Below are 15,682 nucleotides of genomic sequence, written 5' to 3' on the forward strand. Positions count from 1 at the left end.
CCTTCAAGATCGACATGGAAGACGACATTGTTGCTGCGTGCCTGATGTGCACCGGCGGCGAACTCAAACGCAAAAACGCTTAAGGAAGGAGCCAACATGGACGCAATTAGCCCCACCGTGGTCAACCTGATTATTTTTGTACTCGCCATTTACGTGGGTTACCACGTGGTTTGGAACGTAACCCCCGCGCTGCACACCCCATTGATGGCGGTGACCAACGCAATTTCCGCAATCGTGATCGTGGGTGCCATGCTGGCAGCCGCGCTGACCGTAACGCCCCTGGGCAAATTCATGGGTGTGCTGGCTGTGGCCTTGGCCGCTGTGAATGTGTTCGGTGGGTTTTTGGTCACCCGTCGCATGCTTGAAATGTTCAAGAAAAAGAACAAATAAACCAACAGCGATCTGGAGAAATTTATGGAATTGAGTTTCAACGCAGTGACGCTGTTGTACCTGGTAGCGTCAATCTGTTTTATTCAGGCCTTGAAGGGCCTTTCACACCCCACAACGTCGCGTTTGGGGAACACCTTCGGCATGGTAGGTATGGCAATTGCCATTGCCACCACAATCGGTTTGATCTTCAAGCTGGCTGAAATTGCGGGGCAATCTGCGGTGACTGGCCTGGGCTGGGTGCTGGCTGGATTGGTTGTGGGCGGTGGCTTGGGTACCATCATGGCCAAGCGCGTCGAAATGACCAAGATGCCTGAACTCGTGGCCTTCATGCACAGCATGATTGGTTTGGCGGCTGTGGCGATTGCAGTTGCAGCTGTTGCTGAACCTGATGCCTTCGGCATCACGGCCAAAGGCAACTTCGACATTCCACTGGGCAACAAAATCGAGTTGTTCATTGGTACCTTCGTGGGTGCAATTACCTTCTCGGGTTCAGTGATCGCTTTCGGCAAGTTGAGTGGCAAGTACAAGTTCCGCCTGTTTCAAGGTGCACCTGTGCGCTTCACCGGTCAGCATCAGCTCAATGCAGTGTTGGGCCTTGTGATGGTGGGCTGTGGCATCTGGTTTGCCGTGACGCAAGACTGGACACCCTTCATCATCATGACGATCGCTGCCTTTATTCTGGGTGTAACACTGATTATTCCAATCGGTGGTGCCGACATGCCCGTGGTGGTGTCTATGCTGAACAGCTATTCCGGCTGGGCCGCAGCAGGTATTGGCTTCTCGCTGAACAACAGCATGTTGATCGTGGCAGGTTCGCTGGTGGGCTCCTCTGGCGCAATTTTGTCGTACATCATGTGTAAAGCGATGAACCGTTCATTCTTCAACGTGATTCTGGGTGGTTTTGGTGGTGAGGCTGATGCAGGTGCCGCAGGCGGTGGCCAGCAACGCACGGTGAAAAGCGGTTCTTCCGACGACGTGGCTTTCTTGCTGACCAACGCTGAAACCGTGGTGATTGTGCCTGGTTATGGTTTGGCCGTGGCGCGTGCGCAGCATGCCCTGAAGGAATTGAGCGAAAAGCTGACGCACATGGGTGTTACGGTGAAGTACGCCATTCACCCAGTTGCAGGCCGTATGCCCGGCCACATGAACGTGTTGCTGGCTGAGGCGGAGGTGCCTTACGACCAGGTGTTCGAGATGGAAGACATCAACAGCGAATTTGCGCAAACCGATGTGGTGTTGGTGCTGGGTGCGAACGACGTGGTGAACCCTGCGGCGAAAGACCCCAAGAGCCCGATTGCAGGCATGCCAATTCTGGAAGCCTACAAAGCCAAAACCATTATCGTGAACAAGCGTTCAATGAACGCGGGTTACGCCGGCTTGGACAACGAGTTGTTCTACATGGACAAGACCATGATGGTGTTTGGCGATGCCAAGAAAGTAATCGAAGACATGGTGAAAGCGGTCGAGTAAATTCGACGCAATTGCCTTGTTTTTAAGAAGCCCGGTGAGAAATCATCGGGCTTTATTTTTTTGCAATGTCGCAAATGCGTTGCACCACCAGTTCGGTGTGTTCCATGGGCAAGAAGTGCGTGGCATCGGCAATCACTTCAATGTGGGCCTTGGGCAAACGTTTTTGAATTCGCGCGTGTGCAGTGGCGGGAAACGTAGAGCCTTTGCCAGCTGCAAGAATATGGATGGGGCAGCCCGGGTCCCGAATCCAGCGTGCGGCATTGGGTTCGGTGTGTTGAAAGGTCAACGACTCCCAATGGGGTGGGCAGGCCAGTTCAACTTCATTGTTGCTGGTCGGCACAAAGCCATGTTCCACGTAGGCTTGTAACCACTCGTCGCTCCATGTTCCGAAAGCTTTTTTGCTGCGGTAATTCTCAAAAGCGTCTCGATGTGTCGGGAAACTTGCCCGCCTTCTCGCTGCTGCTGCGGCCATTGCAATTCGGTCAGCAAAGCCAAACCAATTGGCCAGGCGCAATGCAAACCCCTGCTTTGGATCCAGTAGCACCGGTTCCACCAACACAAGGCCTTTTACCTTGTCAGGCCTTTGTGCTGCTGCTGCAAGGCTGGTTGTGGCGCCAATTGAATGCCCTGCAAGCCACATGGGTTCACTGGCCTGGTCAAGCACGGCGATCAGGTCTTGGTAGTAGGTGGTCCAGCCACGAAAAGTTTTGGGGTTACCTGCCGAGCGGCTTTCGCCGTGCCCGCGCATGTCCCAGGTGTGCACATCAAAGTGAGGCAGCAATTCGCGCAGCAATGGTGTGTATGTTTTGGCGTTGAAACCTGTTGCATGGGCCCAATGCAGTTTGGGTTTGTTGCCGGATTTCGACCAGCGCATCATTTGAATGGCGCTGCCATCGTGGGAAACAATTGGGTAAGCAGATTCGATCATTCGGTGCGTTCAAGCCACATGGCGTCGCCGTAACTGAAGAACCTGTATTGTTGCGCAATTGCATGCGCATATGCATTGAGTATGTTGGTTTTTCCGGCAAAAGCAGACACCAGCATCAGCAAGGTGCTTTTGGGCAAATGGAAATTTGTGATCAGCCTGTCGACCACCTTGAAGGTATAGCCGGGCTTGATAAAAATTTGAGTGTCGCCAGCATGGCCGCTGCGCGCAAATTCTGCTGCCTTGTCCACACCCTCGGTGGTATTTAAATTGCAGCCTGTTTCTGTGGCCCAAGCCTCCAGTGCACGCAGGGAAGTGGTGCCCACTGCCACCACTCGACCACCGTTTTCTTTGGCTTTGATCATCGCGGCAATTACAGCACCTGAAATCGCATAGCGCTCGCTGTGCATCACATGTTCGTCCACGTTGTCCGTTTTCACCGGCAAGAATGTGCCAGCGCCGACGTGCAATGTCAGGTTCAGCAGTTTCACCCCGCGTGCCTGCACTTGTTGAAGCAATTGTTCGGTGAAATGCAGGCCAGCTGTGGGTGCGGCTACGGCGCCTGGCTCCCGCGCAAACACGGTTTGGTAGCGTTCGTCGTCTTGGGCATTCGCGTTGTGTTCAATGTAAGGCGGCAGTGGCAGGGCGCCATGCGCATCCAGCAGCTCAGGCAGGCTGAGGCTACTTTCCAGCAACTCCAGCTCGTACATCATGTCGTGTTTGCTGAGCACGCGCGCTTTGGCCACGCCAGCCAACACCACTTCACTGCCCGGTTTGGGTGACTTGCTGGCCCGAATCATGGCGGTGAAACGCTTGTCGTCGAGAATGCGCTCCAGCATGACTTCGATTTTTCCGCCGCTGGCTTTGTGGCCCTGAAGGCGGGCCTTCAGCACTTTGGTGTCGTTGATCACCAAAACATCATTGGGTCCAAGCAAGTTTAGTACATGCTCAAACAGGCGGTCTTCGATGGGTTTGTTGTTCTCGCAAACGAGCAAGCGCGACTCTCCACGGATTTCCGGAGGATGTTGGGCAATAAGTTGTTCTGGAAGATTGAAATCGAATTCGGACAGTTTCATGGTTGCTTTCATGTTGTCCTGGGGGCTGGTGCCGAGGGCGGGAATCGAACCCGCACGTTATCTCTAACACTGGATTTTGAGTCCAGCGCGTCTACCAATTCCGCCACCTCGGCAAGCCCGCAATTATGGCAAAAAACAATATTGAACACAACACCCCTTTGCAGAAATAAGTCATTTTTTTTGCGATTGCCGAAAATGTGCCCCTCTCGTGGGATTACCGCTTGCGCAACGAACCCACATACTGCTTGTGTACCTTATCCAAAACGGGTTTGTTCACAATGTCTTTCAAGTGGAAATGGTTGCTTACTACTTTTGTAGCCCAGTTGCTGCTGGGGGGCATTTTCACGGGTATTCAATACATACACATGGGCAAGTTGGCCGAGCAGGACTTGTTTCGGGTTCAGGAAAGTTTTCAGTCCGAATTGACCAAGGCTCATTTGGCCAGCCATGGTCACGCGCTGAATGGGCTGTCTTCGACCGTTCGGGATTTCTACTCGCGTTACAAGCCTGCTGCTGTATGGGTGAGCAAGGGCAATGAACTTGTTTATGCCATGGGCGATGTGCCCGATGAGCTGACCGTACCTGCTGCCCCTTTGTTGTCGATTTTTGATCTACCCGCTTCCGGGCAACAGTTGAAGGTGTTGTTTGATGAAAATGAGGTGTATCGCAGCCGCAATGACATGTTGTTTTACCTCGCGGGTGTGTTCCTATTGAGTGCGCTGGCTTGCTCAATGATTCTGTTGGGCTTGAGCAATACCTTGTCCGCCCGGCTCGAGGACCTTCGCAGCAAGGCCATGGAGCTGCAATCTGGGAAAATTCAGTCCCGAATCGAGGTGGCCGGACGTGATGAAATTTCCTGTCTGGGTGCGGCCTTCAACAGCATGGCTCAGGCCATTGAGTTGCAAATGAAGGCCATGGAGGAAAGTCACGCTCGGTCCGTGTCCGAGAAGAACAGGCTTGATCTGTTGTTGTCTTCTCTGGCCAGTGGTGTTGCCTATCTGGACGAGCGTTTCAATTTGCTGTACCTGAACAAAGCGCTTGCAAAAATGTTGAGAATTGACACGATCAATCCTGAGTCGGCCAAGCTGGAGGCAGTGTTAATTCAGGCCGGAGTGGTTCGAGAGCAGCGGATACGTCTAAAAGACCTGGTGACTGACTATTTTGGCAATCATGAAATGCCTGTTGAGCTGAATTTCACGGATGGTCGGGTGTTGCAATTCCGGTTTGCGGTGTACAGCGACAAAATTCAGGGGGCTCATGCGGTGTTGATTGTGGACGATGTCAGCATTCGAAAAAATGTGGAGGATCTGCGCCATGAAGTAGAGCGCGACCCGTTGACTGGCGTATTGAACCGAAGGGGTTTTGATATGACTTTGGAGGCCAGGTTTTCACGACTGTTGCCCGGAGAAACTATGGGGCTCATGTTTCTCGACCTCGACGGATTTAAAGCGGTGAATGACAACCTTGGGCACAAGGCAGGTGATCAAATCCTGAAAACCAGCGCCACTTTGCTGAAAGGCGCCACCCGGAACGTAGATCATGTTGCGCGCTTGGGCGGCGACGAATTCGCCATTATTGTGGCCCGCTGCAATATTCAATTGCTTAAAAACATTGCCGAGCGAATTATTGAATCGTTTGCTTGCGACAAGTTGTTGGTGCGTGTCCGGCAAAACCATGGCTTGACGGTGTCTTGCAGTATTGGTGCGGCCATGCATCCATTGCACGGGCATTCCATTCAGCAACTGCTTGAAATTAGTGATGAGCAAATGTACCAAGCCAAGAAAGCGGGTAAAAATTGTTATCGAATTGCCGGAGTGGCCGGTGAATCGGTAATTCGTGATGCGGCAGTCAAGGTTTGAGTTTGTTGCGTATCTGGGTCAGGCTTTTGTTGACCTCTTTTCTCAAGGCTTTGCCTGTGCTTTTCACCGTGGTTTTCGCGGTCTCTGCGGCGTCTTGGGTGGCGCCTTTCAGTTTCTGAAATTGGCCTTCACGTTGCAGTTGTTTGTTGCCAGTCAGTTCGCCAATTTTTTGTTTGGTCACACCCACTGCCATATTGATTTTGCCTTCGTATTTACCCGCCACTTTTGTATCCTCCCAGTGTGTTCAGCAGTGTAACTTGCCCCGCATTTTCATGGTTAGCCCCAGTGTCGAAGCCGGCAATTAGCCGGTAGCCTTCTAGCAACCCAACTGGAGACATTGCCCATGAAGATTGTTTGGCTGGAAAGCGAGACCGTACGTACCCCCTTGCCACGCCCAGAGTGCGCACACACCTGGACTGAATACCCGTTCACCACGGCAGACACGCTGAAAGAGCGCATCAAGGATGCAGAAATTCTGATCATTAACAAGGTGAAAATCGGCCCAGCCGAGCTGGATGCAGCGCCCAAGCTGAAAATGATTCAGCTGGTGGCCACCGGTACCGACAATGTGGACAAAGTGGCTTGCGCCGAGCGCGGTATCAAGGTGAGCAATGTGGTGAATTACGGTCCTGAATCGGTGGCTGAACACGCAATGGCCTGTATTTTGCAGCTGACCCGCCGTGTGCCGGAGTGGGAGGCATTGGTGCACGATGGCAGTTGGAGCGCATCGCGCTTTTTCTGCTTGCACACACTGCCCATGCGTGGCCTGCACACCCAAACGCTGGGCGTGTTGGGCAGCGGGGCGATTGGTGGCAAGCTGATCGAATTTGCCAAGGCTTTTGGCATGACCATTTTGCACATTGAACGCCAAGGGGTAGACAAGCCGCGCGATGGTTATGTGACCTTTGAGCATGGTTTGGCTCACAGCGATGTGCTTAGCCTGCATTGCCCCTTGAATGAGCAAACCAAAGGCTTGATCGGGCCCGATACCATTCCCAAAATGAAGAAAGGCGCGATTTTGATCAACACCGCACGCGGTGGTTTGGTGCAGTTTGATGCATTGAAACAAGCCATTGAAAGTGGGCACCTGGGTGGCGCTGCACTCGATGTACTGGAAGTGGAACCACCCCCTCGCGATCACCTGATGGTGCAGTGGCAACACCCGCGCTGTATCATCACGCCGCACGTGGCCTGGGGCACTGAAAGTTCGCAAGCCAATGCGGGGCGCTTGGCTGTAAAACATGTCGACGAGTTTATTGCTGAAAACCTTTAAGCAGGCAGCGCCGATTGGCTGTTGTATGAAAAGTACATTTGCTGCACCCAGCCGGTGCGGCAAGTGAATTTAAAGCAATTGCACAAATAATAAGCATCAAAAAGGCTTAGAATGCGTGCATGACACAAACTGAAACGTATACCGCCACCGCCGCTGAAGAAGCCGCCCTCGCAAATGTAACCTTTGCAGACTTTGCGCTGCATCCCAGCATCCAAAAAGCCATTGACGAGCAGGGTTATACACAGCCCACGCCGATTCAAGCCAAAGCCATTCCCGTGGTGCTGACCGGCGTCGACGTCATGGGTGCCGCACAAACCGGAACGGGTAAAACCGCTGGGTTTTCGTTGCCAATTTTGAACCGCTTGATGCCGCTGGCCACTGAGAATACTTCGCCAGCCCGCCACCCGGTGCGTGCGTTGATTTTGACGCCCACCCGTGAGCTGGCTGACCAGGTTGCAGCCAACGTGTTTACTTATGCCAAGCACACGCCGCTGCGTTCTACCGTGGTGTATGGCGGTGTAGACATTAACCCTCAAATTCAGGCTTTGCGCCGTGGTGCCGAATTGGTGATTGCCACGCCAGGCCGCTTGCTGGACCACGTTCAGCAAAAGAGTATTAATTTGGGCCAAGTGCAGGTGCTGGTGCTGGACGAAGCCGACCGCATGCTGGACATGGGCTTTTTGCCCGACCTGCAACGAATTATCAATTTGCTGCCAAAAACCCGCCAGAACCTGTTGTTCTCGGCCACATTTTCGCCTGAAATCCAGAAGCTCGCTAAAAGCTTCATGGTGTCGCCCACGCTGATTGAGGTGGCGCGCCGCAATGCAACTTCAGAAAACATCAAGCAGGTCATTTTCGCGCTCGACAGCGAAGAAGACAAACGCATGGCGGTTTGCCATCTGATTCGAAGCAAAGCGCTGAGCCAGGTGATTGTGTTTTCAAACACGAAGCTGGGCACAGCCCGATTGGCGCGCCACCTTGAAAAGGAAGGCGTATCAAGTACAGCCATTCACGGTGACAAAACCCAGATTGAGCGAACCAAATCGCTGGAAGCGTTCAAGGCTGGTGAGGTAACCGTATTGGTGGCCACCGATGTGGCAGCCCGTGGTTTGGACATTGCTGATTTGCCTTGCGTGATCAACTACGACCTGCCCACCACGCCTGAAGATTACGTGCACCGCATTGGCCGCACAGGTCGCGCGGGTGCCAAGGGCACGGCGTATTCGTTTGTTGTAAAACGCGATGAACGCGCCTTGAAAGACATTGAAAAGCTGATTGGCAAAGCCTTTGTGCGCGAAGAACTTGAGGGTTTTGTGCCCGGGGCGCGGGCGCCAAGGGAAGAGCGAAGTGGTCGCGAAGGTCGCAGTGAGGGGCGCAGCGATGGCCGCACTGAGGGCCGCACCTACGAGGGTCGTTCTGATCGTCGCCCTGCACGCAGTGGCGATGAAGCTGCGCCAGCCCGTGAACGTCGTCCGTCACGTGACATGTCCTATCAAGGTGCCCGTTTCAACGACAACGCGCCAATTCATCGAGATGCCGAATACGAACGCTTGCGCGCCAAGCTGGCCCAAACTCGGGTGAAAGACTCGCTGTTTAACCAGCCTTATCAGGAATCCAAAGAAGACAAGGCGGCTGCTGAAGCTGCGGCTTCGGGTCAATCCGCTTCGGCTGCGAACAAACCCAAGAGCAAGAATGCTGCGCCTGTGGCGTTTTTGTTGGGTGGCAACCCAAGAAACTGAGCCTAGAAACTAAGCAGCCTGTGCTGCTCGGTAGTTGGCCCAAACCGGGGTCGCCAATTCAAGCCACTGAGTTACTTCAGTGGCTTTTATTTTGCCCAAACCAAAGTGTTGCCACACGGTGTTCAAATTCAGCACCGGGTCTTGTTCAGGCACCGCCAACGCGCCGGTTTGCTTGGATAGTTTTTGGCCATCTTCGGCCAATATAACGGGCAAGTGCCAATAGATTGGGGGATTCACAATAGCTTGTGTCTCAAGCCCGCCCTGCAAGGCCTTCCACACGGCAATTTGCCGGGCGGTGGTGTCTGCCAGGTCTTCGCCGCGCACAATGTGCGTCACCTTGCTTGCCAAATCATCGACAACCACGACTAGGTGATAAGCCCAAAACCCATCGCCTCGTTTCAATACAAAATCGCCACTACTGGCATTCAAGTCGTCATTGAATGTAACTAGCCGGTGGTCGTGCCACTGTATTGGCTCGGTCGGGCAGCGAAAACGAATTGCGCGTGCCTCGCGGCCTTCAGGCATGCCTTGGCGGCAAGTGCCGGGGTAAATGCGGTTTTCGCCAAGCGCCCGCTGTGAATTGGCGTCGTCGATTTCCTTTCGGGTGCAGGCGCAGGGGTAGGTTAGGTTCAGAATGTTCAGGTGTTTCAAAGCGGTTTCATACACTGAATGCCGTTGCGATTGCACCCACACCTCGCCTTGCCATTGAAGGCCATGGCGTTTCAAGGTGCGCACAATGTGTTCAACAGAAGCGGTGTCGCAACGCCCCTCGTCAATGTCTTCAATGCGCAATAGCCATTGGCCGTGGTGCACCCTGGCATCCAGAAAGCTGCCCAGTGCGGTGGCCAGCGAACCCAAATGCAGTGGGCCAGTGGGCGAGGGGGCGAATCGGCCAATGTAGGGCGCTTGTGCGAGCATGTTCTGCACTGTTTACTGAGGCGGTTGAAAGTTAAGTTGCACTGTGGCCAGGTGCTTGGTCCACCAGTCGAGCGCCTTGCCTTGGCTTCCGCGTTGCCATGCAAAGCACAGGCTGCTTTGCCGGGTCACATCCTCGGTTTTCTTGATCAGCAAGTCGCCGTTCGCAACTTCGTGCTCAATCAAATTCCAGGGTAGCCAGCCACAACCCAAACCGGCCAGTTGGGCTTTCACCTTGGCTTGCAGATTGGGCACTGTTAGTACCGCCTGCCCGCTCTGCAAACCAAATGTCAGGGGTTTGAAGTTGCGGGAGGTGTCACCCACAGCCACTGCACGGTATTGGCGAATGGTGTCTATGCACAAGGGCTCTTCCGCATGCGCCAGCGGGTGATCGGGCGCCACTGCGAAAACGAAAAGTGATTGGCCAAAGCTTTGAATGTGCAAGCCGGTAGCGCTCGCAAACTGGTTCTGGTCCAGACGGCTGCCAATCAGCAGGTCGGCTCGACCCGAGTACAGGGCCTCCCAAGTGCCCGACAGCACTTCGCTCGAGAAACGCAGCCGGGTGGGGCTTTCCAGCGCATCAAACGCCTGAATCCACGGTATGGCCTTCTCGAACGGCACCACCGAATCCAGCACAATCCGCAACTCGGCCTCCCAGCCACTGGCCACGGCTTTCACACGCTTGGTGAGTGCGTCGGTGCTTTCCAGTAACTTGCGACCCTCCTCCAGCAGGGCTTTGCCCGCCGGGGTCAATTTGGCTTTGTGGCCCGACCGGTCGTAGATCAGAACATCCAGGCTTTCTTCCAGTTGTCGCAGTTGGTAGGTGATTGCCGAAGGGGCTTTGTTCAAGGCCACCGCAGCGGCGGCAAAACTGCCCCGTGCTTCAATCAATTCAAGCAGGGCAAGGCTGTCGAGGTTGATGGTCATGGGGTTCAGTTTTTTTGAATGAGTTCGTCAAATTCTACGCCTTGTTCGGCTGCATGGCACCACCTACACTGAATTCATCATTCAACAGGAGGTTGAACATGTTCCAGATCAGAAAATCCAGCGAGCGCGGTTATGCCAACCATGGTTGGCTCGAAAGCTATCACAGCTTCTCCTTTTCCAGCTACTACGATCCCAAGCACATGGGTTTTGGCCCCTTGCGCGTGATCAATGAAGACATTGTTCAACCGCAAACCGGGTTTGGTACCCACGGCCACCGCGACATGGAAATCATCACCTACATGTTGAGTGGCGAATTAAGTCATCGGGACAGCTTGGGCGGTGGTTCGGCCATCAAGCCCAATCAGATTCAGCGCATGAGCGCAGGCACCGGTATTCGCCATTCCGAAATGAATGCGCACAAAACCGAGGCTGCGCACTTGCTGCAAATCTGGATTGAACCCGCGGTGAATGGCGTTGAACCCGGCTACAAAGACCACGACCTGGATCCGGAAAGTATTACCGGCCAGTTGGGACTGGTGGTAACAGGCGACAAAGCCGAGGCCGAGGCAAAGAAAATTGCCTTCATTCACCAGGACGCAAAAATGTACGCTGGCCGCTTGAGCAATCAAAGCGTGCACCGCGAGCTGGACCCCGCACGCAAAGGGTATCTGCATGTGGCCAAGGGTTCTCTGAGCGTGGGCAATGTGCTGTTGCAAACCGGCGACGCACTCTTGATTGCAGGTGAACGTGAGCTGAATTTTGATGTAAGTGAACAGGCCGAAGTTCTTTTCTTCGACTTGCCCGCTTGATTGTTACAACAACGAGGGAGTAAAAAATGACACAAGTTGCAATTGTTTATCACAGCGGTTATGGCCATACAGCGAAGGTGGCTCAGTTTGTTCAGCAGGGCGTGGATGCGGTAGGGGGCGTACAAAGCCATCTTGTTTCCGTGAATGACGTGAACGACGCCACATGGGACGTGTTGGCCAAGGCTGACGCCATTATTTTTGGCTCGCCCACTTACATGGGCGGTGCTTCGGCAGACTTCAAAAAGTTCGCTGATGCGTCCAGCAAAGTGTGGTTTAGCCAAGGCTGGAAAAACAAGGTGGCGGGTGGTTTTACCAACTCGCTTTCCATGAGTGGCGACAAGCTCAGCACGCTGCAATATTTTGTTACCTTCGCCATGCAACACGGCATGATCTGGGTGGGCAGTGCCACACCCGGCGCGCAAAAGCCAGGTGATGTGGCAGAACTGAATCGTGTGGGCTCTTGGGTGGGCGTGATGACCCAATCCGACAATGCCCCTGCAGACGTGACTCCGCCTGCGTCTGACCTTGAAACTGCGAAGATTTATGGCAGCAGGGTGGCCGAGTTTGCAAAGAAGTTGTCGGCCTAATAGTTAGCCCAAGACGTGAATGGGCTGTAATCAAATATCCGTTTGCGGATAAAATGGGGGGATGACTAATTCATCCCCCACATTGCCTTCCACGTTTGTTCACCTGCGCATGCACACCGAGTTCTCGGTGCTCGACGGCATGGTGCGCGTGGGCGAGGCTGTCAAAGCCGCCGCTGGCTGCGGTATGCCTGCCCTGGCCATTTCCGACCTGTCCAACCTGTTTGGTCTGATCAAGTTTTACGGCAAGGCGCGTGGTGCTGGAGTTAAGCCAATTGCTGCTTGCGATGTGTGGATTGAAAGCGACCGCGACGAAGAACAACCCGCACGCATGTTGCTGCTGGTGCAAAACCACAAAGGTTATTTGCAACTTTGCGAGCTTCTTAGCCGTGCTTTCTTGCGCAATCAAAAACGCGGAAAAGCCACACTGAAGTTTGAATGGTTTGATGAAGTGGGTTGCGATGGCTTGATCGCGGTGTCTGGTTTTACAAATTCCGATGTTGGCCAATTTCTGCTGGGCGGCAACATGGCCCGCGCAGAAGATTCAGCCCGAAAATTCCTGAAACACTTTGAAGGCCGGTACTACATCGAGCTGCAACGCGATGGGTCCACCCAAGCCGAAAACCTGGTGAATTTGAGTTGCCAACTGGCCGCCAAATTGCAGTTGCCCGTGGTGGCCACACACCCAATCCAGTTTTTGAAGCCCGAAGACTTCCGTGCGCATGAAGCGCGGGTGTGTATTGCGCAGGGCGAAATTTTGTCCAACCCACGCAGGCCTCGCCGCTTCACCGAGCAGCAGTACTTCAAAACCGCGCAGGAAATGGCGGAACTGTTTGCCGATATACCCAGCGCCATTCGCAACAGCATTCGAATTGCCCAGCGTTGTAATTTAACGCTTGAATTGGGCAAGCCCAAGCTGCCCGCATTCCCCACGCCCGACGGCATGACGCTGGATGATTTCCTGGTGCATTTGTCCAAGGAAGGCTTGGAAAAGCGCCTGGCCCACCTGTTCCCGAATATCGAGGAACGGGAAAAAATGCGCCCGGATTACGAAGCACGTTTGAAAATTGAATGCGACACCATCATCGGCATGGGCTTTCCCGGTTACTTCCTGATTGTTCAGGACTTCATTAACTGGGGCAAACAAAATGGTGTGCCCGTGGGTCCCGGCCGGGGCTCGGGTGCGGGTTCGCTGGTGGCGTACGCCCTGGGCATTACTGATCTTGACCCGCTGCGGTACGACTTGCTGTTCGAGCGCTTCTTGAACCCCGAGCGGGTTTCAATGCCCGACTTCGACATTGACTTCTGTCAGGACAACCGCGACCGAGTCATCGACTACGTGAAGCAAAACTACGGGCGCGATGCGGTCAGCCAAATCGCCACCTTCGGTACATTGGGCGCGAAGGCTGTTATTCGCGATGCAGGCCGCGTGCTCGACATGCCCTATATGTATTGCGATGGCTTGTCGAAACTGATTCCTCAAACACCCGCCGACCCTTGGGACCTGGACCGCGCCATGGCCGACGAACCCACCTTCCGCGAGCGGGTGGAAAACGAAGACGAAGCCAAGGAAATTATTGCCGTGGCCCGGCCACTGGAAGGCCTGACCCGCAACGTGGGTATGCACGCCGGTGGCGTGTTGATCGCGCCAGGCAAACTGACTGACTTCTGCCCTTTGTATTGCGCCGATGGTTCTACTGATTCCGTGGTGTCGCAGTACGACAAAGACGACGTCGAAGCCGTGGGCCTTGTGAAGTTCGACTTCTTGGGTTTGCGCAACCTGACTATTCTGGATTGGGCTGTGCGCTGGGTGCGCGAGAATTACGAAGATCAGCGCGACTTCCGCCTGGAAGACCTGCCGCTGAACGACCCGGCTGTGTACCAGTTGTTTTCCGATGGCAACACCACCGCTGTGTTTCAGTCTGAATCGCGTTCCGCGAAAGACCTTGAAAAGAAGCTCAAGCCCGACAACTTCGAAGACATCATCGCCTTGATGGCGCTGAACCGCCCTGGCCCCTTGGGTTCCGGCATGGTGGACGACTTCATTGCCCGTAAAAAAGAAACTTCGAAAACCGGTAAAGGGCGTGCCGAGTGGTACTTCCACCCCAAGCTTGAAGGCATTCTGAAAAGCACCTATGGCGTGATTGTTTACCAAGAGCAGGTGATGCTGGTCGCCCAGATTTTGGCTGGCTACAGCCTGGGTGGCGCTGACTTGCTTCGCCGTGCGATGGGTAAAAAGAAGCCCGAAGAAATGGCCAAGCAGCGTGAAATTTTCACGACCGGTGCAACCGAGCGCGGTGTAGACCCGGCGGTGGCCAAGCAGCTTTTCGATTTGATGGAAAAGTTTGCGGAATATGGTTTCAACAAATCGCACTCGGCTGCGTACGCACTGATTGCGTACCACACCGCCTGGTTGAAGGCTCATTACCCCGCTGAGTTCATGGCGGCGTCCATGAGTTCAGACATGGACGACACCGACAAAGTAAAAATCTTTGTTGAAGACGCCATGGCCATGTGCCAGGTGCCAGGTAAAAAAGCGGGCACCACAGTCACCATGCTGGGCCCAGATGTGAACGAATCCAACTTCCGTTTTACGGCGGTGCGCATTGATGGTGAAAAACGCGCCAGTGCCATTCGCTACGGTTTGGGCGCGGTGAAAGGTACCGGTCAGGCCGCCTGCGAAGCCATTGTCGCCGAACGCAGTGCCAATGGCCCGTTCACCAGTCTGTTCGACTTTGTGAAACGTGTGGACAGCAAACAAATCAACCGCCGGGTGATTGAAGCACTGATCCGCGCAGGCGCATTCGATGCCTTGAACCCTGACCGTGCCAAATTGTTGGCCAGTTCGGGTCAGGCCATGGAATGGGCAGCACAGCAAGCTGCCACAGCGGCGCAAGTCAGCCTGTTTGGTGAAGACCTTGGGGGCGATGCGCCGCCGGAATTGGTGGAAGTACCCACCTGGAGCGAGCGCGAAAAACTGCAACAAGAAAAAGCGGCCTTGGGTTATTACTTCAGCGGGCACCTGTTTAAAGCCGATGAAGCGAATGTGCGCCAGTTTGTAAAGTTGCGCCTGAAAGACCTTTCGCCTGGCCGGGACATGGTGTGGATGGCCGGTGTTATCGCATCGCTGCGCACCATGATGACCAAGCGTGGAAAAATGGCCATTGTGTTGCTCGACGATTCCACGGCACAGGTTGAGTTGTCCATTTTCAATGAGCAGTTTGAGGCCAATCGCAACTTGTTGAAAGAAGACTCCTTGCTGGTTTTACAGGGCAAGGTGTCTGAAGATTCGTACACCGGTGGTTTGCGAATTTCAGCCGAGAACCTGTATTCGCTGGCCAGTGCGCGTGCTCACTTTGTCAGCCGCTTGAGGCTGAGTATGAATGGGCAATCGGATGCTGAAAAGCTGCGCGCCATGCTGGAACCGTTTCGTGACCCGGAGCAGGGTTGCCTGGTTGAAATTGACTATCACAATGGCCATGCAGCCTGCGTGGCCCAGTTGAGCAGTGAATGGAAAGTGCGGCCCGAAGAAGATTTGCTGATTGAAATGCAAGGCTGGCTGGGTGAGGGCAAGGCGAAATGGGTGTTTGGCTAGACGAGCGGCCTTATTCTTCCAGCCAACTCAGCGGGGCTGCCCGATTCCTCACCGAAAACAGCTTCATCCCTTTTTGAATTCATTCTTGCTCACCTCGCTCAATGGAATGGACGCCTCCAA

The 15,682-nt window shown here is 54.2% G+C and carries 13 protein-coding genes and 1 tRNA gene; 8 read left to right on the top strand and 6 right to left on the bottom strand.

The genetic code is table 11. From position 1 onward, the window contains the following. Window positions 1-96: 96 nt before the first annotated feature. Together B4N58_RS01510 and B4N58_RS01515 are read left to right on the top strand one after the other, a co-directional pair. On the top strand, window positions 97-390 hold the full coding sequence (locus B4N58_RS01510) for an NAD(P) transhydrogenase subunit alpha (RefSeq protein ID WP_008249635.1): 294 nt from the start codon (window positions 97-99) through the stop codon (window positions 388-390). Between the two features lie 24 nt (window positions 391-414). Then, entirely contained in the window at window positions 415-1,860 is a 1,446-nt protein-coding gene (locus tag B4N58_RS01515) for an NAD(P)(+) transhydrogenase (Re/Si-specific) subunit beta (RefSeq protein ID WP_040512635.1), read from the top strand. A 52-nt stretch (window positions 1,861-1,912) separates the two neighbouring features. Here B4N58_RS01515 and B4N58_RS01520 read toward each other — a convergent pair whose 3' ends face one another. From B4N58_RS01520 to B4N58_RS01530, 3 genes are all read right to left on the bottom strand, one after another. Continuing rightward, entirely contained in the window at window positions 1,913-2,788 is an 876-nt protein-coding gene (locus tag B4N58_RS01520; protein WP_291745179.1) for an alpha/beta fold hydrolase, read from the bottom strand. Then, window positions 2,785-3,873 carry a tRNA preQ1(34) S-adenosylmethionine ribosyltransferase-isomerase QueA gene (gene queA, locus B4N58_RS01525; protein WP_291745181.1) on the bottom strand — a complete coding sequence of 363 codons (1,089 nt, stop codon included), beginning with the start codon at window positions 3,871-3,873 and terminating at the stop codon, window positions 2,785-2,787. Before queA ends, B4N58_RS01520 begins: the two co-directional genes overlap by 4 nt. A gap of 14 nt (window positions 3,874-3,887) precedes the next feature. Continuing rightward, a tRNA-Leu gene (locus B4N58_RS01530) sits at window positions 3,888-3,974 on the bottom strand. A 165-nt stretch (window positions 3,975-4,139) separates the two neighbouring features. On the opposite strand from B4N58_RS01530, the gene B4N58_RS01535 reads away from it, so the two are divergent. Then, entirely contained in the window at window positions 4,140-5,720 is a 1,581-nt protein-coding gene (locus B4N58_RS01535) for a GGDEF domain-containing protein (protein WP_291745183.1), read from the top strand. Here the strand turns inward: B4N58_RS01535 and B4N58_RS01540 are convergent. Then, window positions 5,710-5,943, bottom strand: coding sequence for a CsbD family protein (locus B4N58_RS01540; protein ID WP_291745185.1), 234 nt, complete (start codon window positions 5,941-5,943; stop codon window positions 5,710-5,712). The two genes, B4N58_RS01535 and B4N58_RS01540, sit on opposite strands and share 11 nt — an antisense overlap. Before the next feature lie 120 nt (window positions 5,944-6,063). Here B4N58_RS01540 and B4N58_RS01545 point away from each other — a divergent pair, with 120 nt between their 5' ends. Together B4N58_RS01545 and B4N58_RS01550 are read left to right on the top strand one after the other, a co-directional pair. Beyond that, window positions 6,064-6,993: an NAD(P)-dependent oxidoreductase gene (locus tag B4N58_RS01545; RefSeq protein ID WP_008249642.1), complete on the top strand. Its 930-nt coding sequence runs from the start codon at window positions 6,064-6,066 to the stop codon at window positions 6,991-6,993. A gap of 119 nt (window positions 6,994-7,112) precedes the next feature. Beyond that, entirely contained in the window at window positions 7,113-8,732 is a 1,620-nt protein-coding gene (locus B4N58_RS01550) for a DEAD/DEAH box helicase (RefSeq protein WP_291745187.1), read from the top strand. Between the two features lie 9 nt (window positions 8,733-8,741). On the opposite strand, the gene gluQRS is transcribed toward B4N58_RS01550, so the two are convergent. After that, window positions 8,742-9,650, bottom strand: a complete 909-nt coding sequence (gluQRS, locus tag B4N58_RS01555) for a tRNA glutamyl-Q(34) synthetase GluQRS (protein ID WP_291745189.1) — start codon at window positions 9,648-9,650, stop codon at window positions 8,742-8,744. Between the two features lie 12 nt (window positions 9,651-9,662). Continuing rightward, complete coding sequence (locus B4N58_RS01560; RefSeq protein ID WP_171097600.1) at window positions 9,663-10,574, bottom strand: LysR substrate-binding domain-containing protein; 912 nt, start codon at window positions 10,572-10,574, stop codon at window positions 9,663-9,665. A 98-nt stretch (window positions 10,575-10,672) separates the two neighbouring features. On the opposite strand from B4N58_RS01560, the gene B4N58_RS01565 reads away from it, so the two are divergent. The 3 genes from B4N58_RS01565 (at window position 10,673) to dnaE (ending at window position 15,562) form a co-directional block, all read left to right on the top strand. Next, window positions 10,673-11,383, top strand: coding sequence for a pirin family protein (locus B4N58_RS01565; RefSeq protein WP_291745192.1), 711 nt, complete (start codon window positions 10,673-10,675; stop codon window positions 11,381-11,383). Between the two features lie 26 nt (window positions 11,384-11,409). Then, on the top strand, window positions 11,410-11,970 hold the full coding sequence (locus B4N58_RS01570) for a flavodoxin family protein (protein ID WP_291745194.1): 561 nt from the start codon (window positions 11,410-11,412) through the stop codon (window positions 11,968-11,970). A 61-nt stretch (window positions 11,971-12,031) separates the two neighbouring features. Next, a complete protein-coding gene (gene dnaE, locus B4N58_RS01575; protein ID WP_291745196.1) occupies window positions 12,032-15,562 on the top strand; it encodes a DNA polymerase III subunit alpha in 3,531 nt (1,176 codons plus the stop codon). Window positions 15,563-15,682 lie beyond the last annotated feature (120 nt).

The sequence above is a fragment of the Limnobacter sp. UBA3528 genome (assembly GCF_002377005.1).
Taxonomy (GTDB): Bacteria; Pseudomonadota; Gammaproteobacteria; order Burkholderiales; family Burkholderiaceae_B; genus Limnobacter.

What these genes read in the sequence shown, in the direction of transcription:
- B4N58_RS01510 (WP_008249635.1), top strand. Translation starts at nt 97, where the DNA reads ATGGACGCAATTAGCCCCACCGTGGTCAACCTGATTATTTTTGTACTC.
- B4N58_RS01515 (WP_040512635.1), top strand. Translation starts at nt 415, where the DNA reads ATGGAATTGAGTTTCAACGCAGTGACGCTGTTGTACCTGGTAGCGTCA.
- B4N58_RS01520 (WP_291745179.1), bottom strand. Translation starts at nt 2,788, where the DNA reads ATGATCGAATCTGCTTACCCAATTGTTTCCCACGATGGCAGCGCCATT.
- queA (WP_291745181.1), bottom strand. Translation starts at nt 3,873, where the DNA reads ATGAAAGCAACCATGAAACTGTCCGAATTCGATTTCAATCTTCCAGAA.
- B4N58_RS01535 (WP_291745183.1), top strand. Translation starts at nt 4,140, where the DNA reads ATGTCTTTCAAGTGGAAATGGTTGCTTACTACTTTTGTAGCCCAGTTG.
- B4N58_RS01545 (WP_008249642.1), top strand. Translation starts at nt 6,064, where the DNA reads ATGAAGATTGTTTGGCTGGAAAGCGAGACCGTACGTACCCCCTTGCCA.
- B4N58_RS01550 (WP_291745187.1), top strand. Translation starts at nt 7,113, where the DNA reads ATGACACAAACTGAAACGTATACCGCCACCGCCGCTGAAGAAGCCGCC.
- gluQRS (WP_291745189.1), bottom strand. Translation starts at nt 9,650, where the DNA reads ATGCTCGCACAAGCGCCCTACATTGGCCGATTCGCCCCCTCGCCCACT.
- B4N58_RS01560 (WP_171097600.1), bottom strand. Translation starts at nt 10,574, where the DNA reads ATGACCATCAACCTCGACAGCCTTGCCCTGCTTGAATTGATTGAAGCA.
- B4N58_RS01565 (WP_291745192.1), top strand. Translation starts at nt 10,673, where the DNA reads ATGTTCCAGATCAGAAAATCCAGCGAGCGCGGTTATGCCAACCATGGT.
- B4N58_RS01570 (WP_291745194.1), top strand. Translation starts at nt 11,410, where the DNA reads ATGACACAAGTTGCAATTGTTTATCACAGCGGTTATGGCCATACAGCG.
- dnaE (WP_291745196.1), top strand. Translation starts at nt 12,032, where the DNA reads ATGACTAATTCATCCCCCACATTGCCTTCCACGTTTGTTCACCTGCGC.